The sequence below is a fragment of the uncultured Massilia sp. genome (assembly GCF_913773735.1).
Taxonomy (GTDB): Bacteria; Pseudomonadota; Gammaproteobacteria; order Burkholderiales; family Burkholderiaceae_D; genus Telluria.
Genome location: NZ_CAJYEB010000037.1, coordinates 26,362 through 48,409 on the forward strand (window position 1 = coordinate 26,362; position 22,048 = coordinate 48,409).

A 22,048-nucleotide genomic window follows, 5' to 3' on the forward strand; every position below is an offset into this window, starting at 1 on the left:
TTGGCTGCGACAGCATGCGCGCTCGTGTTCCAGGAGCCGGCCCGCTGCGGTGAATTCATCGTTTCGTTATCCAGTCCTCGTCCACTGCGCCGGCGCCGCCCGCGCGCCGCCCGGCCGTCGCCAGCGCGACCGCGAGCGCGCGCCAGGTGGCGGCATCGACGCTGTCGCGGCCGACGTACACGACCTGCGTGCGCGCCCGCGCCGCCGGCCCGCCCGGCGCCGCGGACACGCGGCAACGCAGCAGCATCAGCACCGGCCAGACGACCGAACCGGGCAGCAGGATGGCTGCCGCGGCGGCGCCGGGCGCCGGCGCGCCTCCCCCTTGTTGTACCGTCACGCGTAGTTCGCCGGTTCCAGAAATATCAATCCGGTGCGTCTTTGGACGGCGCAGCGCCCGTGCCAGCAGGACGGCCCCGGCGAGCGCCAGCGCCGCGGCCGGCAACGGCGCGGCGCGGTACGCGGCGGGCCCGGCCAGGACCGTGGCGAGCGCGGCCGCGAACTGGGCGAGCGCCGCCGCGAACGTCAGCAGGCGTTGGAGGCGCGACGGCCGGACGTGCGCGGACACGGCGATCGACATGGCGGTGCAGGTAACGTGGACGGGAATGGCGCCGGGCGCGGCTTGCCGGCGCGACGGCTGGGGCCGTCGGACCATGAAAGACAAAACGCCCATTCCTTTGACAGGAATGGGCGCTTTTTAGTTCAAGCGGAATCGCAGGAACTCAGATTTTCGCGAACACCAGCGTGCCGTTGGTACCGCCGAAGCCGAACGAGTTCTTCACCGCGTAGTCGATCTTCATCTCGCGCGCCGTGTTGGCGCAGAAGTCCAGGTCGCATTCCGGGTCCTGGTTGAAGATGTTGATCGTCGGCGGCGAGACCTGGTTGTGGATCGCCAGCACGGTGAACACCGACTCCAGGCCGCCCGCGCCGCCCAGCAGGTGGCCGGTCATCGACTTGGTCGAGTTGACGACGATGCGCTGCGCGTGGTCGCCGAAGGTGCGCTTGATGCCCTTGACTTCCGCCACGTCGCCCACCGGGGTCGAGGTGCCGTGCGCGTTCACGTACTGCACCTGGTCGGGGTTGATGCCGGCGTAGCGCATCGCGGTCACCATGCAGCGCGATGCGCCGCTGCCGTCCTCGAGCGGGGCCGTGATGTGATTGGCGTCGGCGCTCATGCCGAAGCCGACGACTTCCGCGTAGATGCGGGCGCCGCGCGCCTTGGCGTGTTCGTACTCTTCGAGCACCATGACACCGGCACCCTCGCCCAGCACGAAGCCGTCGCGGTCGCGGTCCCAGGGACGCGATGCCGTGGCCGGATCGTCATTGCGCGCGGACAATGCGCGCGCCGAGGCGAAGCCGCCCAGGCCCAGCGGCGAGACGGTCGATTCCGCACCGCCGGCGATCATGACGTCGGCGTCGCCGTACTCGATCAGGCGCGCGGCCTGGCCGATGCAGTGCAGGCCGGTGGTGCAGGCGGTGACGATGGCCAGGTTCGGGCCGCGCAGGCCGAACTTGATCGACAGGTCGCCCGAGATCATGTTGATGATCGACGCCGGCACGAAGAACGGCGAAATGCGGCGCGGACCGCGGCTGTCGTACTCCGCCTTGGTATCTTCGATCATCGGCAGGCCGCCGATGCCCGAACCGATCATCACGCCGATGCGATCGGCATTGTCCTCGGTGACGGCGATACCGGAATCCTTGATCGCCTGGATGCCCGCGGCCATGCCGAAATGGATGAACGCATCCATGTGGCGGCCTTCCTTGCCGGGCAGGTATTCCTCGACGTTGAAGTTCTTCACTTCGCCCGCGAAGCGGGTCGAGAACGCCGATGCGTCAAACTTGGTGATGTTGGCAATGCCCGACTTGCCCGCCAGTGCTGCTTCCCACGCGTCGGCAATGGTATTGCCGATCGGGGAAATGCAACCCAGGCCGGTAACGACGACACGACGGTTGCGTGAACTCAAGCGTTTCTCCTGAAGTTCCAGAAAAGCTTAGGCCTTGACGTGCGCCTGAGCGTACTCGATGGCCTGGCGAACGGTGGTGATCTTCTCGGCCTGTTCGTCCGGGATTTCCATTTCGAATTCGTCTTCCAGGGCCATCACCAGTTCAACGGTGTCCAGGGAGTCTGCGCCGAGGTCGTCAACGAACGAGGAATCGATTTTGATGTCTGCTTCGGCAACGCCCAGTTGCTCAGCGACGATTTTTTTAACGCGTTGTTCGATATCCGACATGTTTTGGCTCCATTAGGTATGTGTTGCGGAAAGTGCGCGCATTTTATCAGGGTTTGCGCGTTGAAAAACTATTTTCAGCGTGTGACGCTAAATCGTTTGGAACTCCTGCCAACTGCTGAGATTTGATCTGGAAACGGCCGGCAGGCGGTCCGGCGGGCCATGCCCGCCGGCAAATTTCCATCAATTCATATACATGCCGCCATTCACGTGCAACTCGGTGCCCGTGATGTAGGCGGCCTGCGGGCCGGCCAGGAAGGCCACCGCATGGGCGATGTCTTCCGGCTGGCCCAGGCGGCCCAGCGGGATCTGCGTCAGCAGCGCCTCGTGCTGGCCTTCGCCCAGCGCCTTGGTCATGTCGGTATCGATGAAGCCCGGAGCCACGCAGTTGACGGTGATGTTGCGGCTGCCGATCTCGCGCGCCAGCGCGCGGGTCATGCCGGCCACGCCGGCCTTGGCGGCCGCGTAGTTCATCTGGCCCGGGTTGCCGGACGCGCCGACCACCGAGGTGATGTTGATGATGCGGCCGGCCTTGGCCTTCATCATGCCGCGCAGCACGGCGCGCGACAGGCGGCCGACGGCGCTGAGGTTGGTCGCGATCACGTTGTCCCACTCCTCGTCCTTCATGCGCATCGCCAGGTTGTCCTGGGTGATGCCGGCATTGTTGACGAGGATGCCGATGGCGCCGACGTCCTTGGCGATCGCGTCGACCGTGGCGGCGCACTGGGCGGCGTCGGTGACGTTCAGCACCATGCCCTTGCCGCCGAAGTCGGCCAGGTAGGCCTGGATCGCGGCGGCGCCCGCCTCGGTGGTGGCGGTGCCGACCACCGTCGCGCCCTGGCGCGCCAGTTCGAGGGCGATGGCCTTGCCGATGCCGCGCGAGGCGCCGGTGACGAGGGCGACTTGGTTTTGCAGGTTCATGCTTTTCCTTCGCTATTTATTATTGATCTTGTTGGCCGTCGAGCGACGCCAGCACGCGCTCCAGCGACGCCTGGTCGAGCAGCGCCTCGCCGACCAGGGCCGCATCGATGCGCTTGGCCATGCCGATCAGCGTCTTGCTCGGTGCGCACTCGATGACCTGGGTCACGCCGTCCGCCGCCATCTTCTGCATGGTCTCGACCCAGCGCACCGGACCGGCGGCCTGGCGCACCAGCGCGTCCTTGATCGCGGCCGGATCGTTCAGGATAGCCACGTCGACGTTGTTGATCAAGTCGATCTGCGGCGCCTTGAAGACCAGCCCGGCCATGTAGTCGCGCAGGCGGTCCGATGCCGGCTTGAGCAGCGACGAGTGGAACGGCGCCGAGACGGCCAGTTTCATGGCGCGCTTGGCGCCCTTGGCCTTGGCGATCTCGCAGGCGCGCTCGACGGCCGCGGTATGGCCGGCGATCACGATCTGCGTCGGCTCGTTGAAGTTGACGGCCTCGACCACCTCGCCCTGGGCCGCTTCGGCGCAGGCGGCGCGCACGTCGTCGGCCTGCAGGCCGAGGACGACGGCCATGCCGCCCTGCCCGACCGGCACCGCGTCCTGCATGGCTTGCGCGCGGAAGCGCACCAGCGGCACGGCATCCTTGAAATCGATGACGCCCGCGGCCACCAGGGCCGAGTACTCGCCCAGGCTGTGGCCGGCGACGACGCCCGGCACCGGACCGCCGGCGGCGATCCAGGCGCGGTACACGGCCACGGCCGCGGTCAGCATCACCGGCTGGGTGTTGGTGGTCAGGTCCAGCGCTTCCTTCGGCCCTTCGGCGACCAGCTTGCCGATGTCCTGGCCCAGCGCGTCCGACGCCTCGGCCACGGTCTGCGCGACCACCGGGTTGCCGGCGAAGCCGTTCAGCATGCCGATGGCCTGGGCGCCCTGGCCGGTGAACAGGAATGCGAATTTGCTCATGATCTGTCTCAATCCTTTTGTTGTGTTTTTACATGCGCACCAGCACGGCGCCCCAGGTGAAGCCGCCGCCCACGCCTTCCATCATGACGTTCTGGCCCGGCCGGATGCGGCCGTCGCGCACGGCCTGGTCCAGCGCCAGCGGGATCGAGGCGGCCGAGGTATTGCCGTGCTCGTCGACGGTGACGACCATGCGCTCGAGCGGCAGGCCGAGCTTTTTCGCGGTACCGCTCATGATGCGCAGGTTGGCCTGGTGCGGGATCAGCCAGTCGATGGCCGCGGCCGGCATGTCGGCCGCCTGCAGCGCCTCGTTGGCCACTTTTTCCAGCACGGAGACGGCCAGCTTGAACACGGCCGGGCCGTCCATGTAGAGGAATTTCTGGCTCGACATCGCGGCATGCGACGGGTTCGCCGGACCGCACAGGATGTCGCCATGGCTGCCGTCGGCGTGCAGCTTGACCGCCAGCACGCCCGGCTCCTCGGACGCGCTCAGCACCACGGCGCCGGCGCCGTCGCCGAACAGCACGCAGGTGCTGCGGTCGCTGAAGTCGAGGATGCGCGAGAACACTTCGGTGCCGATCACCAGCACGTTCTTCGCATTGCCGGCCTTGATGAAGGCGTCGGCGGTCGACATGGCGTAGACGAAGCCGCTGCAGACGGCGCCGATGTCGAAGGCGGCGCTGCCGTTGCGCATGCCCAGCTTGTGCTGGACGATGCAGGCCGTGCTCGGGAAACTGCCGTAGAAATCGGGGCTGGCGGTGGCGACGATGATCATGTCGATCTGGCCGGGCTCCAGGCCGGCGGCCTCGAGCGCCTTGCGCGCCGCGTTGACGGCCAGGTCGGACGCGTTCTCGTCCGCGGCGGCGTAATGACGTGCCGAAATACCGCTACGGGTCACGATCCATTCGTCGGACGTCTCGATGCCCTTGGCGGCCAGTTCGGCGGCCAGGTCATGGTTGGTCACGCGCCTGGCGGGCAGGTAGCTGCCGGTGCCGGTGATTTTGCTGTACACAGTCATTGCTTAACCCTGCTTGATGGTTGAACCTGGCGCTTCCGCGGCCGAGGCCGTGACGGGAGCGGAAGCGGGAGCGGCGGGGAGCATCTCGGCAATGAGCGTCGCGAGTTGCTCTTGCACATTGTATTTGGCGGCCTCGAAGGCGCGTCGCAGCGCCCACTCGTAGGCGAAGGCATTGGCGCCGCCGTGGCTCTTGAACACCAGGCCGCGCAGGCCCAGCAGGCCGGCGCCGTTGTAGCTTTCCGGATTCAGTTTCTTGAGCGACTTGCGCGCCAGCAGCGCGCCCAGCTTGGACAGCGTCGTTTCCAGCAGCGTCTGCTTGACGAAGCGCGACAGGCCCTCGATGGCCTTGAGGGTCACGTTGCCGACGAAACCGTCGCACACGACGACGTCGACGGTGCCCTTGAAGATGTCGTTGCCCTCGACGTTGCCGTGGAAGTTCAGCACGCCCCGCGCGTGGTCTTCGCGCAGCAGGGCGGCCGTGGCCTTGATCGTCTCGGTGCCCTTGATTTCCTCGGTGCCCACGTTCAGCAGGCCGATGCTCGGGCGGCGGTGTTCCATCGCCTCGAACAGCACCGCGCCCATGATGGCGAACTGGTGCAGGTGGTGGGGTTCGCAGTCGACGTTGGCGCCCAGGTCGAGCATATAGGTCGGGCCGCCCTTCTGGTTCGGCAGGATCGACGAGATCGCCGGGCGGTCGACGCCGGGCATGGTCTTCAGGACGTAGCGCGAGATCGCCATCAGCGCGCCGGTATTGCCGGCGGAAACGCAGACGGCGGCGCTGCCGTCCTTGACGAGCTCGATCGCCACGCGCATCGACGAATCCTTCTTGCGGCGCAGCGCCACTTCGACGGGATCGTCCATGGCCACCACTTCGGAAGCGTGCTTGACGGACAGGCGCGGATGCGCGGCCGCGTGGTGTTTCTTGAGTTCAGCGCGCACCTGCTCTTCGGGGCCGACGAGGATCAGCTCCGCTTCGGGTTCGCGCTTGAGGAATGCGAGGGCTGCCGGAATGGTCACCGAGGGACCATGGTCTCCGCCCATGCAGTCGATGGAAATTTTAATTGTCATTTGTCGGGATGAACCGCGGGCTCACGGTCGGCCGGCGGCGGCGGGTCCACGGACGGGTGCCGGCGAAGCGCATCGGACCGGGACGGCGGGATGGAAAATGACGGTGCGCCGGCGCGCAGGGCTGCCCGCAGCACGGAACATGCAAAACAAAAAGCGGCGCCACGCACTTGACATACGTTGCACCGCTTTCATGGAGCAAAACAGCAAGACGTCGATTACTCGTCGTTCTTGGTCTTGATCACTTTGCGACCACGGTAGAAACCGTTCGGGCTGATGTGGTGACGCAGGTGGGTTTCGCCGGTGGTCGGCTCGACTGCCAGGTTCGGTGCAACCAGGAAATCGTGCGAACGGTGCATGCCGCGCTTCGACGGGGATTTCTTATTCTGCTGAACTGCCATGATGACTCCTAAACATAAGTTCTAAAATTCTAACACATTCGACTTGCAATGACATGCGCATCGAGTATCCCAGCGGCAATAACAAGATTGCCGTTATTGCCGACATGTTTCACGCAGCCTTACAACGAAAACTTCATACTCGAGTTGCACGCGTTTGACACGTCTTTGATGCAATGCGGGCGTTACGGCACCCTACCTTGCAAATTCCGTACTGCTTATTCTGACTTGAGGCTCTTCAGTGCCGCGAACGGCGATACCTTCTCGGACTTCACGGAGTCCACCAGCGTGGTATCGGGGCACACCTCGTGTTTCGATGCCTGCGGCAGGGCCAGCAGGGCTTCGTCTTCCAGCAACTGACGGATGTCCATGGCGTGGTCGCCGACGATCACGTCGATGGATTCGTCGTCGAGGATTTCCTCGATCTCGTCCGCTTCCTCGTCGTCCTTGCCCAGCACCAGCACGGTCGACGAATCGATGTCGTAGCCGAAGGGCTGCAGGCAACGCTGGCAGACCAGCTGCACGGTACCGGAGACGGACAGCGTCATCATCGGATAGCCCTGGCGGGTCTGGCCGCCCTGGATCGTCCAGGAAATCGTGCCGGACGCATCGGCGCAATCGGCCGCCAGGCGGGTCATTTCCGCGACCGGCGTGGCGCCTTCGCGATGGCCGTTGCTCCGACAAAAATCGAAGGCGTCGATGACAAAAGCGCTCATTTGGAAAAACTTCCCCGGAAAACCTGCGATAATAACAGGCTTATCCCCGGGCAGTCAAAGACTCCGTGCGTTTTTCCGGCAGTTTTGCCGCAGCCCGGCGCCGCTTGCCGAAACACCGCTATCTATCTGTTTTGCTTATGAATATTGGACAGGGCGACATCATACCAAGTTCTGCCGCGCGTGGCACGCCCGTGCGCCTGATCCTGGCGTCCAGCTCGGCCTACCGCCGCGAACTGTTGGAACGGCTGCGCCTGCCCTTCGAGGCGATCGCCCCGCACGTCGACGAGACGCCGCTGCCCGGCGAAGCGCCCGAGGCGACGGCGCTGCGCCTGGCGCGCGACAAGGCCGCCGCCATCGCCCGCCTGCATCCGGGCGCGCTCGTGATCGGCTCGGACCAGGTCGCCACGCTGGACGGCGCGCAGATCGGCAAGCCCGGCGACCATGCGCGCGCCCTGGCCCAGCTCCAGGCGATGCGCGGCCGGCGCGTCGTGTTCCATACGGCGCTCTGCCTGTGGGACGGCCGCACCGGCACCTTCGAGCTGGACAACGTGCAGGTCTTCGTGACCTTCCGCGACCTGCCGGACGCCGAGCTGGACGCCTACCTGCATATCGAGCAACCCTACGATTGCGCCGGCAGCGCCAAGAACGAGGGCCTGGGCATCGCGTTGCTCGAACGCATCGACAGCAGCGACCCCAGCGCCCTCACCGGCCTGCCGCTGATCGCCCTGACCGGCATGCTGCGCCGTGCCGGCGTGCCCTTCTTTACCTGACCCATCGTTTTCGTCCCATCCATGCCCGGTACCCTCTACCTGATCCCGAACACCCTCGGCCCCACCGACGCCGCGCCGCGCGCCCTGTCCCACATCCTGCCCGAACAGGTACAGGACATCGCCAGCAAGCTCGATTATTTCGTGGCCGAGAACGCCAAGACGGCGCGCGCCTTCCTGAAACTGGTCGCCGTCGACCACCCGCTGGCGCGTCCGCTGCAGGAAATCCGGATCGAGGAATTGAACGTGAACACGCCGCCGCAGGCGCTGGCCGCCCTGCTGGCCCCGCTGCTGGACGGGCGCGACGCCGGCCTGGTGTCGGAAGCCGGCGTGCCGGCCGTGGCCGACCCGGGCGCCGACCTGGTCCGCCTGGCGCACCAGCACGGCATCGCCGTGCGCCCGCTGGTGGGCCCGTCGTCGCTGCTGCTGGCCGTCATGGCGAGCGGCCTGAACGGCCAGAGCTTCGCCTTCAACGGTTATTTGCCGACCGACGCCGTCCAGCGCGGCAAGCGCATCCAGCAGCTGGAACAGCGTTCGCGCAGCGAAAAGCAGACGCAATTGCTGATCGAGACGCCTTACCGCAATGGCGCGATGCTGGAAGCGCTGGTGGGCGCCTGCCAGCCGGGCACGCTGGTGTGCGTCGCCACCGACCTGTCGCTGGCGACGGAATCCGTGCGCACGCTGACGGCGGCCAAGTGGAAAGCGCAACTGGCTGCCGGCAAGGCGCCGGACTTCCACAAGAAGCCGACGGTGTTCCTGTTCCTGGCGCAATGAGCCCGCGCCCGCGGTCCATCCGGCCCCAGCGGGATCGCTGGCAGCAGGACAAGCGCTAGCGCATGCCGGCGCTCAACTCCCGCACCCAGCCGAACGCGGCCAGTTCGATCTCGCGCACCTGCTTGACGGACAGGCCCAGCCTGCCCAGCGCATCGCCCAGCGCGCGGTTGCACTGGGCGCCTTCCAGTTCCTCGACCACGTCCAGCATGGCGCCGTAGTCGCCGGCGCGGTCCAGCAGCGCGGCGCGCACCTCGGGCGAGACGTCCACGCGCGCCAGGATGTCCCGCATCGGCAGCGAGAACAGCGCATCCATCAGCGACATGATGCCGATCGTGAACGCCGTGCTGGCGCCGCCCACGTCGCCGGGACGCAGCGTCAGCGTCATCAGTTCCAGCAGGCGCCCGCGCGTCGTCGCCATCTGCAGCAGCGGGGAATTCGGTTCGATGTGGCCGTCCGGGCTGCCGTACAGCAGGATCTGCACCCAGCGCTGCAGCTGGCTGCGGCCGAGCTGCTCGAGCGCCTGCGGGATCGATTCGATTCGCGCCCCGCCCGCCCCCACCAGGTGGCTGTTCGCCAGGCGCAGCAGGTTCAGGCTGAGCAGCGCGTCGCGCTTGACGGCTTCCTCGATCGCCGCGGCGTCGGCATTCGCGCCGATCAGTTCGAGCAGGCGCAGCAGGCCCATCTCGGACGGCGTGATCTTCTTGCCGGACAGGATCGCCGGCCGCGCGAAATAATATCCCTGGAAATATTCGAAGCCGAGGTCCATGCACAGCTCGAACTCCTCGACGGTCTCGACCTTTTCCGCCAGCATCTTCTGGCCGGGCCGGCGCAGCGTCGTCGCGAGTTCCGCGAGCCCCTCGCGGCTGACGCCCTTCAGGTCGACCTTGATCACGTCGACCATGTCGATCAGCTTGCGTACCAGTTCCGAATGGCCGATGACGTCGTCGAGCGCGAACTTGAACCCGAGCTCCTTCAGTTCGGCGACGCGCGCCAGCACATCCGGGGTCGGGCGCACGGTTTCGAGGATTTCGAGGATCACCTTGTCGGGCGGCAGGAAGCGCACGAAATCGCTCTTGAGCACGACGTCGTCGACATTCACGAAGGCCAGTTGCTCGCCGACGACCTGGCGCATCCCCAGCTGGGACGCATGCGAGATCACGGCGGCCGTGGCGGCGGCATAATCGGTCAGCTGCGCATCCTCGTGGTCCGGCGCGGCGCGAAACAGCAACTCGAACGCCACCAGTTTCTGGTCGCGCCCGAGAATCGGCTGGCGCGCCAGGAAAAACTCGTCGGACGGCATGGACGTGACTGCCGTTGCTACCGCATGCATGCAAGACTCCCGTGTGCACGGCGCGCCCCATGCACGCCGGGTCCGGACTGCACCGGACACCGGCCCGACTATACTACAGACCGACAGTCTTTACATTTCGACATCGTATCAAATCGTTTCAGGACCGTCCTCAGCCATTGCGCTTGGCCGGGCGGCGCGGCCCCTTGCCCGGACCCGCCGCGTCGCCGGCGCGCGCCGTTCCCGGCCGTGCCGACGGCACGCCGGCGCCGCGCGGCTGGCCGGGACGGCCCTCCGGGCGCGGGCGCGCCGGCGCGCTGCCCTGGTTGCCCTGGCCATCCGCCGGACGCGGACCGGCGCGCCGAGCGGGAGCGGCGCCGGACTCGCCGTCGCCCCGGGTACCGGCGCGCTCGGGGCGCGCGGCGTCGCCGAACGGCTGGCCCGGCAGGCGCAGGCTGCCCTTGCCCGACAGCGGGCTGGCGCGGCGCGCGTTGCCGACCGGCTGGCGCCCGGCCCCGGCGCGCTCGGCGGCCCCGATGCCGGGCTTCGGCACGGTACCGCTGAGCTGGGTGCCGCGCTCGATGCGGAAGGTGGCGCCGGCATCCTGGCCCAGCACCTTGGTCAGGTAGGGCATCACCTCGCGCAGCGTCGCTTCCAGCGTGTACGGCGGATTCAGGATGAACATGCCGCTGCTGTGCAGGCCGTTGCCATCCGGACGCGGACCGGCGACCGACAGCGTCACGTGCAGCCATTCCTTGGCCGGCAGGCGCTTCAGGCGGTCGGCGAATTCGCGCGACTCCATGCGCTGCAGCACCGGATACCAGACCGCATAGGTGCCGGACGGGAAGCGCTTGAGCGCCTCGTCCAGCGCATCGCGCACGTGCTTGTAGTCGAGCTTGACCTCGTAGGGCGGATCGATCAGCACCAGCGCGCGGCGCGACGGCGGCGGCAGCAAGGCCTTCAGGCCCACGAAGCCGTCGGCATAATCGACGATCACGCGCTTGCCGCGCGCGCGCTCGCCCTGCTCGGCCTTGTGCGCTTCCAGCTTGGCGACGTTCTGGACCAGGATCCGGGCATCCGCCGGATGCAGTTCGAACAGGCGCAGGCGGTCCTGCGGACGCGCCGCCTCGTCCGCCACCCACGGCGAACCGGGATAGTAGCGCAGCTTGCCGCTCGGATTCAGGGTACGCACCAGCTTGACGTAGTCGGCCAGCGCGGGTGGCAGGTCGTCGCGCTCCCACAGGCGCGCGATGCCGTCGACCGACTCGCCGCTCTTGACGGCCTGGGCACTGTCGAGCGCGTACACGCCGGCACCGGAATGGGTGTCGATATAGGTGTACGCCGCCTCCTTCTGGTTCATGTATTGGTGCAACTGGACCTGAACGAAGTGCTTCAGGACGTCGGCGTGGTTACCCGCGTGGTAGGCGTGGCGGTAGCTGAACATAATGGAATTCCAGGTAGAGATTGCCTGCCGTGCGCCTGCGGACGGGCGCGGACGGCGAAACCGCCATTATCCCTCAGATGGCCCATCGGCCGGAACAATAAAAAAAGCCGCAGCGGCTTGCGCGCGCTGCGGCCCGGCGCCTTGCGGCGCCCTGGAGGAAACGAAGACGCTCAGGCGACCTTCTTCTCGTCGAAGAACTGTTCGTCCTCCGTCGAACCGTGCAGCGCCGTCGTCGAGCTCTGGTTCTGCTGGATGGTCTGGGTGACGGCATCGAAGTAGCCGGTACCGACCTCGCGCTGGTGCTTGACCGCCGTGAAGCCGCGGTCGGCCGCGGAGAATTCCGCTTCCTGCAGTTCGACGAAGGCCGACATGCCGCGGCGGGCATAGCCGTGCGCCAGGTTGAACATGCTGTAGTTCAGCGCATGGAAGCCGGCCAGCGTGATGAACTGGAACTTGTAGCCCATGGCGCCCAGTTCCTTCTGGAACTTGGCGATGGTGGCATCGTCGAGGTTCTTCTTCCAGTTGAACGACGGCGAGCAGTTATAGGCCAGCATCTTGCCCGGGAATTTCGCATGGATCGCCTCGGCGAAGCGCTTGGCGAAGGCCAGGTCCGGCTTGCCCGTCTCGCACCACACGAGGTCGGCGAACGGCGCATAGGCCAGGCCGCGCGCAATGGCCTGCTCGACGCCCGGCTTGACCTTGAAGAAGCCCTCGACGGTACGCTCGCCGGTGCAGAACGGCTGGTCGTTGGCGTCGACGTCGGAGGTCAGCAGGTCGGCCGCCTCGGCGTCGGTACGGGCGATGACCAGGGTCGGCGTGCCCATCACGTCGGCCGCCAGGCGCGCGGCCGTCAGCTTCTCGACGGCTTCGCGGGTCGGCACCAGCACCTTGCCGCCCATGTGGCCGCATTTCTTGACCGAGGCCAGCTGGTCCTCGAAGTGCACGCCGGCCGCGCCCGCCTCGATCATGGACTTCATCAGCTCGTAGGCGTTCAGCACGCCGCCGAAGCCGGCCTCGGCATCGGCCACGATCGGCGCGAAGTAGTCGATGTCGTCCTTGCCTTCCGACCACTGGATCTGGTCGGCGCGCTGGAACGTGTTGTTGATGCGCTTGACGACCATCGGCACCGAATTGGCCGGGTACAGCGACTGGTCCGGGTACATCTCGCCGGCCAGGTTGGCGTCGCCGGCGACCTGCCAGCCCGACAGGTAGATCGCCTTCAGGCCGGCCTTGACCTGCTGCATGGCCTGGTTGCCGGTCAGGGCGCCGAGGGCATTGACGTACGGTTCCTCGTTGACCAGGTTCCACAGCTTTTCGGCGCCGCGGCGCGCCAGCGAATGCTCGATCTGCACCGAGCCGCGCAGGCGGACGACGTCCTCGGCCGTGTAGTTGCGGACCACGCCCTTCCAGCGCGGGTTGCTGTCCCAGTCCTGCTGCAGTGCGGCGATTTGCTGTTCACGAGTTGCCATGGTGTTCTCCCGATTGAAAAAAAGTAGGTTGGAAAGCGTGCGGCGTTGACATCATGATAGGCCTGTTCGTGCACGGCACAACCACTCTTATATAAGACACAGGAGCATTTTTATAGCCATTGAAATCAATGACTTAATTTATTAATTCCATGATGTGAAAGAATATTTCTCAGAATGGGACGCAGGACGGCGCGCACGGCCGAGCGCTTTTCATATACTGAGAACATCTTTTCGCATGATGAAAAATCGACGCCGCACCGCAACGCGTGGCCGCCCGAGCGGGAAACCGGACGACACAGACTGTTACGCTCGCTGGGTTAGCCAGCTAACAGAGTTGCCCGCGCGTCAAGCATAGTCTTGCGCCCATGACTCATCCGTATCCGGCCCGCTCGCAGGACGCGAGGGGCCGGTCCCGCCCACGCCGTGGACAAGGAGAAAACCCATGAGCCTGCTCTTGCGCGCAGCCCTGCTGTGCTTCCTGCTGGCGTCCTTCGCCATCGCGGCGCGCGCCGCGCCGTTCGACGACCCCCTGCTGCGTAACGCCGCGGCCACCGGGCAACCCGTCGACCTCACGCTGTCCAGCGGCGAGCTGCCGGCCGACGACGCCGACCTCCTGTCCGCCACGCTCGGCATCGGCGCGGCCGACGTCGGACCGCTCCCGGCGGGCGTCCCGTCGACGACGCCCGACGGCGGCGCACCGCCAGCGCCGCTGCGCGCCGGCATCGGCTCGGTGCCGGAACCGCAAGCCAGCCTCCTGCTGGGCGCCGGCCTCCTGCTGCTCGGCGCGGCGGGACGCCGCGCCGGCCGGAACATTCAAAAAAAATGCACGATGCCCAGTTGCAGCCCGCGCGCGTCGGCGCCAGGGTAGGCCAGCGGCAGGCCGGCGACCGCCGCGCCGTTGAGGGTGTAGTTGCCGACGTTGCGGTTGTCCAGCCAGGACAGCGTCGCGTACAGTTGGGTACGCTTGGAAAGCTGGTGCACCAGGATGGTTCCCAGCTGGGCCGCGTCGCTGCGGCGGCTGCCGTTGTCCTTCAGCCAGGAATACCCGGCGCCGACGCTCGTGGCGGCAGTCAGGAAATAGCGTGCGGACAGCGATACGACGTCCTTGTCGACCTGCGCCGCCACCGCCTTGGCCCGGTGGTAGACCGCATAGGCGGTCACCTTGCCGAACTCGTAGCTGCCGCCCGCGTACCAGGCCTTCTGCGTGTCCGTGTCCAGCGCGTTGCGCACGGCCTGGTGCACCAGCGCCAGGTGCAGCTTGTCGCGATCGTAGTTGACGGCGCCCGAATAGCTGCCGTTGGCCGACCTGGCGCCGCCGCTGGTGCCGAAGCCGTAGTACAGCTGGAAACGCAGCGGACCGAACGCCGGCGAAAAATACGAGACGGTCTTGTCGGTGCGCACCGTGTAGGTCGAGAAGTTGTTCAGTCCCGACCCCATCGACGCGCCGACGAAGGCATCGAGCCGGCCTTCGTTCAGGAACATCAGGGCATTCTGGCGGCCGATGCGCAACTGGCCCGCGGCGCCGCCGATGCCGACCCAGGACTGGCGCGAGAACATGCGCGCCGGGTCGGCGGACGCGCCGGTATCGGACTTGAAGCCCTGTTCCAGCACGAACTCGACGCGCAGGCCGCCGCCGAGGTCTTCGCTGCCCTTGATGCCCCAGCGGGTACCGTACAGGCCGCTGGAATCGATGGCGGTGGCGACGCTCCTGCCGGTGTGGGTGGCCTGGAGGAAGGTGTCGATGACGCCGAATACCTGGACCGACTCCTGCGCGGACGCGGCGGATGCGGCGGATGCGGTGCAGGCGATGCACGCGGCGGATGCGATGGATGCGATGGTTGCGGCGCGCGGCAGCGGGCCGCCTGCACCGGGATACTGGACCATGGTGTCTCCGTTGGATGTGGTTCGTCGCGGGCGCGACGGGGCCCGCGCCGCACGGCGGCGCCGTGCGGTCGATCGGAATGGGACGGCGGTACGGGGCCGCGCCGCCGGCGGGCGGCCCCGGGAATCAGGTGCGGCGCACGGCCGCGGCGGCGGCGGCGGGCCGCGGGCCGCGCAGCCTGGGCATCGCGAGCGCCGCCAGCATGCCGAGCACGATCACGCCGGCCAGCACGACGAGCCCGAGGTCGAGGCGCTGGGTCGCCTGCTTGACCGCGCCCAGCATCCAGGGCGCGGCATAGCCGCCCAGGTTGCCGACGGTGGCCATCAGGGCGATGCCGGCCGCGGCGGCCGGTCCGACGAAGAACAGCGAGGGCAGCGTCCACATCACGGCGAACGAGGCGAGGATCCCGCCCGTCGCCAGCGACAGGCCCAGCAGCGAGAGCAGGATATTGCCCGAGAACGTGGCGCTCAGCACCAGGCCGCCGGCGCCGGCCAGCGCGGACAGGATCATGTGCCACTTGCGCTCGCCGCTGCGGTCCGAGCGCTTGCCGACCAGGATCATCGCCACGGCGCCGAGGCCGAACGGGATCGCCGTGATCAGGCCGTTCACGGCCAGGCTCTTCACGCCCAGGTCCTTGACGATCTGCGGCAGCCAGAACGTGACCCCGTACAGGCCGGCCAGCAGCGTGAAGTTGGCGAAGGCGAGCAGCCAGGCATTCGGGTCCTTCATCACGTGGCCGAACTTGTGCCCGGCGCCGCCGGCCTGCTGCGTCCTGGCCTCCTGGGCCAGCTCGTCCACCACCACGCGTTTCTCGTCCGCGTCCAGCCAGGTCGCCGTGGCGGGGCCATTGTCCAGGTAGAAGAAGCAGACGATGCCCAGCAGCACCGCCGGCAGGCCTTCGACGATGAACATCCACTGCCAGCCCGCCAGCGCCAGGTGGCCGGCGAAGGTGCTCATGATCCAGCCCGACAGCGGCGCCCCGATGACCACCGCCACCGGCATGCCGAGGAAGAACAGCGCGCTGACCTGCGAGCGCAGCCGGGCCGGGAACCAATAGGTCAGGTAGAGGATGATGCCTGGATAGAAGCCGGCTTCCGCCACCCCGAGCAGGAACCGGAACAGGTAGAACATGCCGGGCGAGGACACGCAGGCCATCGCCATCGAGATCGCGCCCCAGACGACCAGGATGCGCGCGATCCAGAAGCGCGCGCCGAAGCGCTGCAGCAGCAGGTTGCTGGGGATCTCGAACATGCAGTAGCCGAAGAAGAAGATGCCGGCGCCCAGGCCGTAGGCGGCGTCGCTCAGGCCGATGTCGGCGGCCATCTGCAGCTTGGCGAAGCCGACGTTGACGCGGTCGAGGAAGGAAATGACGTACAGCAGGATCAGGAACGGCAGCAGGCGCAGCGCGATCTTGTTGTAGCAGCGCGCCTCGCGGGGAGCCGCGAAGCTGGTCTGGTCAAGCAGGTGCATGGTGTGTCTCCGTGTGGATTGCCCGTCCGGCCTGCGGCCGCGGGCGTTCTTGTTTTTTCTCGTGCCTGCGTGGCGCCGGGTCGGCGCCGGCGCGGTACGTCAGAAGCCGACGGCGGCGCCGCCCTTTAGGCCGAGCATGGCGCGCGCCTCGTCCGGCGTCGCCACCTCGAGCGACAGGCCCTCGAGGATGGCGCGGATGCGCGCGACCTGCACCGCGCTGCTGGCGGCCAGCCGGCCCGGCCCGTCCCACAGCGAATCCTCGAGGCCGACGCGCACGTTGCCGCCCATCGCGGCCGCCATCGTGGCGACCGGCATCTGGTGACGCCCGGCGCCGAGCACCGACCAGACGTAGTCGTCGCCGAACAGGCGGTCGGCCGTGCGGCGCATGTGCATCACGTCCTCGGGATGGGCGCCGATGCCGCCGCGCAGCCCGAACACGGACTGGATCAGCAGCGGGCCGCGCAGCAGGCCGCGGTCCATGAAGTGCGCGGCCGTGTACAGGTGGCCGATGTCGTAGCACTCGATCTCGAAGCGGGTGCCGTTGGCGCCGCAGGACGCGAGGATGGTCGCGATGTCGCGGAAGGTGTTCCGGAAGATCAGGTCGTCGCTGTTTTCCAGGTAGGGCCGTTCCCAGTCGTGGCGGAACGCCTTGAAGCGGTTCAGCATCTCGTACAGGCCGAAGTTCATGGTGCCCATGTTCAGCGACGCCACTTCCGGCGCCAGCTGCAGCGCCGGCTGCAGGCGCTCCTGCAGCGCCATGGTCGGCGAGCCGCCCGTCGTCAGGTTCAGCACGACCGCGGACGCGGCCCGGATCGGCGCGAGGATCTCGCGGTACAGGCCCACGTCCTGGCTCGGGCGGCCGGTGCGCGGGTCGCGCGCGTGCAGGTGCACGATGGCCGCGCCGGCGGCGGCCGCGTCGATCGCCGCCCGGGCGATTTCCTGCGGCGTGACCGGCAGGTGGGGCGACATCGACGGCGTGTGGATGGCACCGGTGACGGCGCAGGTAATGATCGTTTTCTTCATCTCGTCCCTATCTCCTCGGGAGCATCGGGCAACCCGCCTGCGCCGCTCCCGCTAGCGCGCCATGTAGCCCAGGCTGCTCGAAATCGTGCGGGCCGCACGGGTGAGTTGCTGCAATAAGTCTTCCGGCGGCGGCTCCGGCAGGAACTGCACCGAATCCACCACCGCCAGCGTGCCGATCAGCACGCCGGCGGCGTCGAACAACGGCGCCGCCACGGCGTTCAGTCCCGTCACCGCCTGGTTCGGCGCGCTGGCCCAGCCCTGGCGCCGGACCTGCAGCAGCTCTTCCTTGAGCTGGCCGGGGTCGACGATGGTCTGCGGCGAATGCGCCTTCAGCGGACCGGCCAGCAGGCGCGCCAGCACGTCGGGGGGGCCGTACGCCAGCGACACCTTGCCCTGGGCGCTGGCGTGGAACCCCATCAGCGAGCCGGGGCGCACCGTGATCTCGATCTGCGACTGCCCCTGCACCACCGACAGCACGCGCACGCCCTCGGCTTCCGCATGGCACAGCACGACCGAGCTGCCGACCTTGTCGCGCAGGGCCCGCATGGTGACCGCGGACACCTGCACCAGGTCGAAGTTCTGCATCACCGCGTTGCCGAGCGCGACCAGGCGCGTCCCGACCTTGTAGCGGCCCGCGTCGTCCTGCACGATGTAGCCTTGCAGCAGCAGCGTGCGCAGGTGGCGGAAGATGCGGCTCTTGGTCGTGCCGAAGGCGTTGGCCAGTTCGGTCACGCCGATCGCCTCGCTCTGGCGCGCCATGAATTCGAGGATGTTCAGCGCGAACACCACCGCCTGCACCCCGCCCGCCGCCGTCTCCGCAACCGCCGCCGTGCCGTCGCCGGCGCCCACGTCGTTCTCCTTGCTGTCGTTCGTCATTTGCTGTGCCCGGAAAAGTGAAAGGTCGCCAGTATACGTGCTGCGGCGCCCCTCGCCTCCTCCGCGTTCAGCGCGCCAGCGTCCACTGCGCCGTGTCGCCCTGCACCGCCAGTTGCGCCCGGCGCAGGCGCGCGCCGGCGTCCGGCTGCGGCGCGGCGGCGGCCTGCGCCGCGAGCGCGGTCACGCGCGCGCGCCAGGCCGCCAGCATGCGCGCGCGTTCCTCGTCGTCGACGCGTGGCGCCGCGTAGGCGACGAACGGCGCCTCCACCTCCAGGCCCAGGTATTCCAGCATGCAGCGGCGCACGCCGTGCAGCACCTGCTCGATGTCGCCGTAGCTGCCATCGCGCGTGAAGCGCTGCGCCGTGCCGCCGGTGGCGATGCCCAGCAGGGCGCGCCGTCCGCGCAGAAAGCCGCTGTCGTAGCGCTTGCCGTCGGCGTAGGCGAAACCGTAGGCCAGCACGCGGTCGAACCAGCCCTTGAGGATCGCCGGCATGCCGCCCCACCACAGCGGAAAGACGAACAGCAGCAGGTCGGCGGCGGCCACCCGCGCCTGTTCGCGCCGCAGGTCGTCGGCATAGCCGTCGTGGCGGCTGGCGTGCTCCTGCTCGGTCTGGTAATGGAATCGCGCCGGATCGGCCACGCTGCGAAAGTCGTGCCGTCCCGCGACCGGATCGAAACCCTCCGCGTACAGGTCGGACACCTGCACGCGGTGGCCGGCCTCCTCCAGCGCCGCGCGCGCGCGCGCCGTCATCGCCGCGACGAAGGACGTCGGCTCCGGATGCGCGTGGACGATCAGGACGTTCATGGCGCCAGCCCCATCAGCTCGGCCGCATTGGTCGAGGTCATGCGGCGCACCTGGTCCTCGCTGTAGCCGAGGTCCAGGCAGATCTCGATGACGTTGCGAAAACCGTCGGCGATCTTCGGATTGCCGGCCTGGCCGAGGTCGGACCCCAGGATGGTGCGCTCGACGGTGCCGGCCTCGATCAGCGCGCGCAGCGTGGCGGGATCGTAGAACTTGAACTTCGAGTTCTCGGCGAACATGCACATCGAGTGCTCGATGTAGACGCCCATGTCCACCAGGCGGCGGATGTCGTCCAGGCCGGCGTCGACGATGTAGGTCGGGTGGTTGGTCAGCAGGCGCTTGACGCCGCGCCGCTTCGCTTCTTCGAACAGCGGCCAGATCTCGCTGATGTGCAGGTGCCCGGACGACAGCACGACGTCGTTCTCGGCGATCATGTCGAGGATCGGCAGCACTTCCGGCAGCAGCCGGCCGTCGGCGTCGAGCACCGTCAGCGGGCTGGGCGCCATCATGCGCTTGTCCGACCTGGGGAACTTGAAGTTGGCGTCGGCCTTGTGGTGGGCGATATGGTTGGCCGACGAGAACGTCGGCATCCACACCAGCCGCGCGCCGAGGGCGATGCCGTGCTCGACCGCATACAGGTTCAGGCCGCCGGCCTGGTTGTTCAGCGGCACGCCGGACAACAGTTCGACGTTCAGGTGGCGGTAATGCTTGTTGAGCATCTCCGTCACCGGCGTCGCCGAATAATAATGGTCCTTGATCAGCAACGCGCGCAGGCCGGCCTCGGCCGCCTCGTGCAGGGCCTCGTGGTGGTCGCAGTAGCGCGGCATGACGGACGGGCCGCTATGGCAGTGCAGGTCGATCGCGCCCTGCATCAGGCGCCGGGACAGTTCGGGATCGCGCTCGCGCCATCCGGGAATCGGGCTGTTCATGATGTCTCCTTGGAATCGTTGGTCTGGTATGTCTGGAGCGGCCGACGCAGCCCCGCCGCCGCCGCGCGCAGCAGCGACTGGTCGGAACCGACGACGAACAGGCTCACGCCCAGCGCGTGCCAGTCGCGCGCCTCGTCGGCATGGCCGATGTGGATGCCGACCGCCCGGCCGTGGCGGCGCGCGGCGGCGCACACCGCCTCCACCGCGGCGCGCACCAGCGGGTGCGCGACGTCGTCCACGCCGTACGACACGGCCAGGTCGGCGCGCCCGATGAACAGGCAGTCCGCGCCGTCCAGGGCGGCGATCGCCTCGATGTCCTCGATCGCCTCGCGGTCTTCGATCTGGCAGATCGCGACGCTGTCGCGGTCGGCGCGGTCGATGTGTTCGCGCATGCCGATGCGGCCGTAGTCGCCGGCGCGCGGCGAGTTGGAAAAGCCGCGCGCGCCGCCGCGGTAGCGCACCGCGGCGGCGACGGCCTGGACGTCGGCGGCGCGGCGCGCATGCGGCGCGACGATGCCGGTGGCGCCCAGGTCGAGCGCGTTCAGGGCCTGGGCGTTGAGCGCATGCGCATCGGCGGGCACGCGCACCAGGGCCGGGAGCCGGCCGGCGCGGGCGGCCAGCAGGCAGGCGTCGAGGGCGGCGCGGTCGAACGGGGCGTGCTCGGCATCGATGACGATGAAGTCCAGGCCGGCGCCGCCCAGCACTTCGACGAGCTGGTGCGACGGCGTCTTGAAGAAGGTGCCGAACAGGACCTGGCGCGCGCGCAGGCGCTGGCGGAAGCTGGCGGAGGCGTCCATCGCGTCCTCAGGGCGCAGCGCCGCCGGCCGCCGGCTGCGCTTCCGGAAACTCGCCGGCCTGATAGGCCACCAGGTGCTTGTAGTCCGCGCGGATCGGCGCGAACAGGTCGAGGTTGTAGACCACCTCGTCGCCGACCGGCTCGGCGTAGTGCATGGTGTGCGGCGGGATGCGCACCATCGAACCCGGCACCATCTCGAATTTCTCGTCGCCGACGTAGTAGTTCATGCGGCCCTGCACGCAGATGGCGATCTGCTCGAAATCGTGCTGGTGCGGCCGCAGGTCCATGCCCGGGGTCGCGAAGTTCATCACCACCATGGCGTTGTCGCCGCGGTAGCCGACGCGCTCGACACCCTTGCGCACGACTTCGCGGGGCAGCGTGTTCCAGTTGTACATCTTCGTTTTCGCTGTCATCCGTATCTCCATGTTTTCTGTTTTGTTTCGCCTGTCGAAACACTGTTTCGTCAGTGATTACAGTGTAGAAGGCAAAAAATGGCTTGTCAACCGATTTGGCGGACGCGCCGGGAGACAGGAATACACGAGGAGAAGGAAGCGGGAGGGGTGCGCCGGCGGCGCCGGCGACGGGGTTCGGCAGGACGCCGGCGCGCGGGATGCGCGCCGGCGCGAGGCTCAGGACAACGACTCAGGCGGCCGGCGCCAGCCCGAAGGACGCGCGATACGGCGCGGCCGCATCCTCGCGGGTATGGATCTCGACCAGCACCCCGCCGGGGATCTCGCAAAAGAAGCGCGAGCCGCGCGGCGCCCTGATCAGTCCGGTGGTCATGCGCGCGCCGGCGGCGCGGAACTCGTCGTGCAGGCGCGCGACGTCGGCCGCCGTGGGCAGCTCGAAGCCGATGTGGAAGTTTTCCGGCCAGTCGACGCGGCGGCCGGTGGCGTCCTCGATCACGATATCGGCATCGTGGCGCTTGACGACGGCGCTGGTGCCCATCGGCGTGACGGTGCCGCCGAGGTGGCGCGCGAAGAACGACGCGGTCGCGTCGACATCGAGCGAGGGAAAGCTGAGGTGGTTGAGTTTCATCGTGTGGTTCAGGGTAGGCATGCGATGGCTCCGGTTACGGTGCGAAGCCATGCCACACGATGCAAGCGGACCGGAAACGCGAACGCCCCCGGACTGCCCGCGCGCGCGGCATGGTCCAATGGGCGTTGGTTGACGTAAACGCTTACGGCTGCCGGGAGGCAGCACTGGAATCATAAAACG

At 67.7% G+C, this 22,048-nt stretch carries 24 protein-coding genes; 3 read left to right on the plus strand and 21 right to left on the minus strand.

Annotated features, from left to right (window positions below; all coding sequences use genetic code 11):
- Positions 1-55: 55 nt before the first annotated feature.
- The 9 genes from QZ749_RS18955 to QZ749_RS18995 all read right to left on the minus strand — a co-directional run bounded on the left by QZ749_RS18955 (position 56) and on the right by QZ749_RS18995 (position 7,310).
- Entirely contained in the window at positions 56-577 is a 522-nt protein-coding gene (locus QZ749_RS18955; protein ID WP_296949878.1) for a protein YgfX, read from the minus strand.
- A 142-nt stretch (positions 578-719) separates the two neighbouring features.
- Positions 720-1,964: a beta-ketoacyl-ACP synthase II gene (gene fabF, locus QZ749_RS18960; protein ID WP_307726672.1), complete on the minus strand. Its 1,245-nt coding sequence runs from the start codon at positions 1,962-1,964 to the stop codon at positions 720-722.
- Between the two features lie 27 nt (positions 1,965-1,991).
- A complete protein-coding gene (acpP, locus tag QZ749_RS18965; protein WP_036168404.1) occupies positions 1,992-2,231 on the minus strand; it encodes an acyl carrier protein in 240 nt (79 codons plus the stop codon).
- A 180-nt stretch (positions 2,232-2,411) separates the two neighbouring features.
- Positions 2,412-3,149, minus strand: coding sequence for a 3-oxoacyl-ACP reductase FabG (gene fabG, locus QZ749_RS18970; RefSeq protein ID WP_296949884.1), 738 nt, complete (start codon positions 3,147-3,149; stop codon positions 2,412-2,414).
- Positions 3,150-3,168: 19 nt separating this feature from the next.
- Positions 3,169-4,116, minus strand: a complete 948-nt coding sequence (gene fabD / locus QZ749_RS18975; RefSeq protein ID WP_296949885.1) for an ACP S-malonyltransferase — start codon at positions 4,114-4,116, stop codon at positions 3,169-3,171.
- A 28-nt stretch (positions 4,117-4,144) separates the two neighbouring features.
- Positions 4,145-5,131: a beta-ketoacyl-ACP synthase III gene (locus QZ749_RS18980; RefSeq protein ID WP_296949887.1), complete on the minus strand. Its 987-nt coding sequence runs from the start codon at positions 5,129-5,131 to the stop codon at positions 4,145-4,147.
- A gap of 3 nt (positions 5,132-5,134) precedes the next feature.
- Positions 5,135-6,199 carry a phosphate acyltransferase PlsX gene (plsX, locus tag QZ749_RS18985; RefSeq protein WP_296949888.1) on the minus strand — a complete coding sequence of 355 codons (1,065 nt, stop codon included), beginning with the start codon at positions 6,197-6,199 and terminating at the stop codon, positions 5,135-5,137.
- A 215-nt stretch (positions 6,200-6,414) separates the two neighbouring features.
- Positions 6,415-6,597, minus strand: a complete 183-nt coding sequence (gene rpmF / locus QZ749_RS18990; protein ID WP_036168414.1) for a 50S ribosomal protein L32 — start codon at positions 6,595-6,597, stop codon at positions 6,415-6,417.
- Between the two features lie 215 nt (positions 6,598-6,812).
- The gene (locus QZ749_RS18995; protein WP_296949890.1) at positions 6,813-7,310 is read right to left on the minus strand and encodes a DUF177 domain-containing protein; all 498 of its coding nucleotides are present in this window, start codon (positions 7,308-7,310) and stop codon (positions 6,813-6,815) included.
- A gap of 137 nt (positions 7,311-7,447) precedes the next feature.
- Between QZ749_RS18995 and QZ749_RS19000 the strand changes: the two genes are divergently transcribed.
- Positions 7,448-8,080, plus strand: coding sequence for a Maf-like protein (locus QZ749_RS19000; protein ID WP_296949892.1), 633 nt, complete (start codon positions 7,448-7,450; stop codon positions 8,078-8,080).
- A gap of 21 nt (positions 8,081-8,101) precedes the next feature.
- Positions 8,102-8,851: an SAM-dependent methyltransferase gene (locus QZ749_RS19005; protein ID WP_296949894.1), complete on the plus strand. Its 750-nt coding sequence runs from the start codon at positions 8,102-8,104 to the stop codon at positions 8,849-8,851.
- A 55-nt stretch (positions 8,852-8,906) separates the two neighbouring features.
- Here the strand turns inward: QZ749_RS19005 and QZ749_RS19010 are convergent, their stop codons facing one another.
- The 3 genes from QZ749_RS19010 to aceA form a co-directional block, all read right to left on the minus strand.
- Complete coding sequence (locus tag QZ749_RS19010; protein ID WP_296949895.1) at positions 8,907-10,151, minus strand: EAL and HDOD domain-containing protein; 1,245 nt, start codon at positions 10,149-10,151, stop codon at positions 8,907-8,909.
- Between the two features lie 160 nt (positions 10,152-10,311).
- Complete coding sequence (gene rlmJ, locus QZ749_RS19015; RefSeq protein ID WP_296949897.1) at positions 10,312-11,583, minus strand: 23S rRNA (adenine(2030)-N(6))-methyltransferase RlmJ; 1,272 nt, start codon at positions 11,581-11,583, stop codon at positions 10,312-10,314.
- 170 nt (positions 11,584-11,753) lie between these two features.
- Complete coding sequence (gene aceA, locus QZ749_RS19020; protein ID WP_296949899.1) at positions 11,754-13,052, minus strand: isocitrate lyase; 1,299 nt, start codon at positions 13,050-13,052, stop codon at positions 11,754-11,756.
- 442 nt (positions 13,053-13,494) lie between these two features.
- On the opposite strand from aceA, the gene QZ749_RS19025 reads away from it, so the two are divergent.
- Positions 13,495-13,920, plus strand: coding sequence for a hypothetical protein (locus tag QZ749_RS19025; RefSeq protein ID WP_296949901.1), 426 nt, complete (start codon positions 13,495-13,497; stop codon positions 13,918-13,920).
- Here the strand turns inward: QZ749_RS19025 and QZ749_RS19030 are convergent.
- From QZ749_RS19030 to QZ749_RS19070, 9 genes are all read right to left on the minus strand, one after another.
- Entirely contained in the window at positions 13,866-14,936 is a 1,071-nt protein-coding gene (locus QZ749_RS19030) for a porin (RefSeq protein WP_296949903.1), read from the minus strand. The two genes, QZ749_RS19025 and QZ749_RS19030, sit on opposite strands and share 55 nt — an antisense overlap.
- 124 nt (positions 14,937-15,060) lie before the next feature.
- Positions 15,061-16,404: an MFS transporter gene (locus QZ749_RS19035; RefSeq protein WP_296949906.1), complete on the minus strand. Its 1,344-nt coding sequence runs from the start codon at positions 16,402-16,404 to the stop codon at positions 15,061-15,063.
- A gap of 99 nt (positions 16,405-16,503) precedes the next feature.
- Complete coding sequence (locus tag QZ749_RS19040) at positions 16,504-17,427, minus strand: 3-keto-5-aminohexanoate cleavage protein (RefSeq protein ID WP_296949908.1); 924 nt, start codon at positions 17,425-17,427, stop codon at positions 16,504-16,506.
- 51 nt (positions 17,428-17,478) lie between these two features.
- Entirely contained in the window at positions 17,479-18,303 is an 825-nt protein-coding gene (locus tag QZ749_RS19045; RefSeq protein WP_296949910.1) for an IclR family transcriptional regulator, read from the minus strand.
- A 67-nt stretch (positions 18,304-18,370) separates the two neighbouring features.
- A complete protein-coding gene (locus tag QZ749_RS19050) occupies positions 18,371-19,108 on the minus strand; it encodes an NAD(P)H-dependent oxidoreductase (RefSeq protein WP_296949912.1) in 738 nt (245 codons plus the stop codon).
- Positions 19,105-20,034 carry a DUF6282 family protein gene (locus tag QZ749_RS19055; RefSeq protein ID WP_296949914.1) on the minus strand — a complete coding sequence of 310 codons (930 nt, stop codon included), beginning with the start codon at positions 20,032-20,034 and terminating at the stop codon, positions 19,105-19,107. Before QZ749_RS19055 ends, QZ749_RS19050 begins: the two co-directional genes overlap by 4 nt.
- Positions 20,031-20,831: an HpcH/HpaI aldolase/citrate lyase family protein gene (locus QZ749_RS19060; protein ID WP_296949916.1), complete on the minus strand. Its 801-nt coding sequence runs from the start codon at positions 20,829-20,831 to the stop codon at positions 20,031-20,033. The genes QZ749_RS19055 and QZ749_RS19060 overlap by 4 nt, the downstream gene beginning before the upstream one ends.
- 7 nt (positions 20,832-20,838) lie before the next feature.
- Positions 20,839-21,243, minus strand: a complete 405-nt coding sequence (locus QZ749_RS19065) for a cupin domain-containing protein (RefSeq protein WP_296949918.1) — start codon at positions 21,241-21,243, stop codon at positions 20,839-20,841.
- Between the two features lie 229 nt (positions 21,244-21,472).
- Complete coding sequence (locus QZ749_RS19070; RefSeq protein ID WP_296949920.1) at positions 21,473-21,889, minus strand: VOC family protein; 417 nt, start codon at positions 21,887-21,889, stop codon at positions 21,473-21,475.
- Positions 21,890-22,048 lie beyond the last annotated feature (159 nt).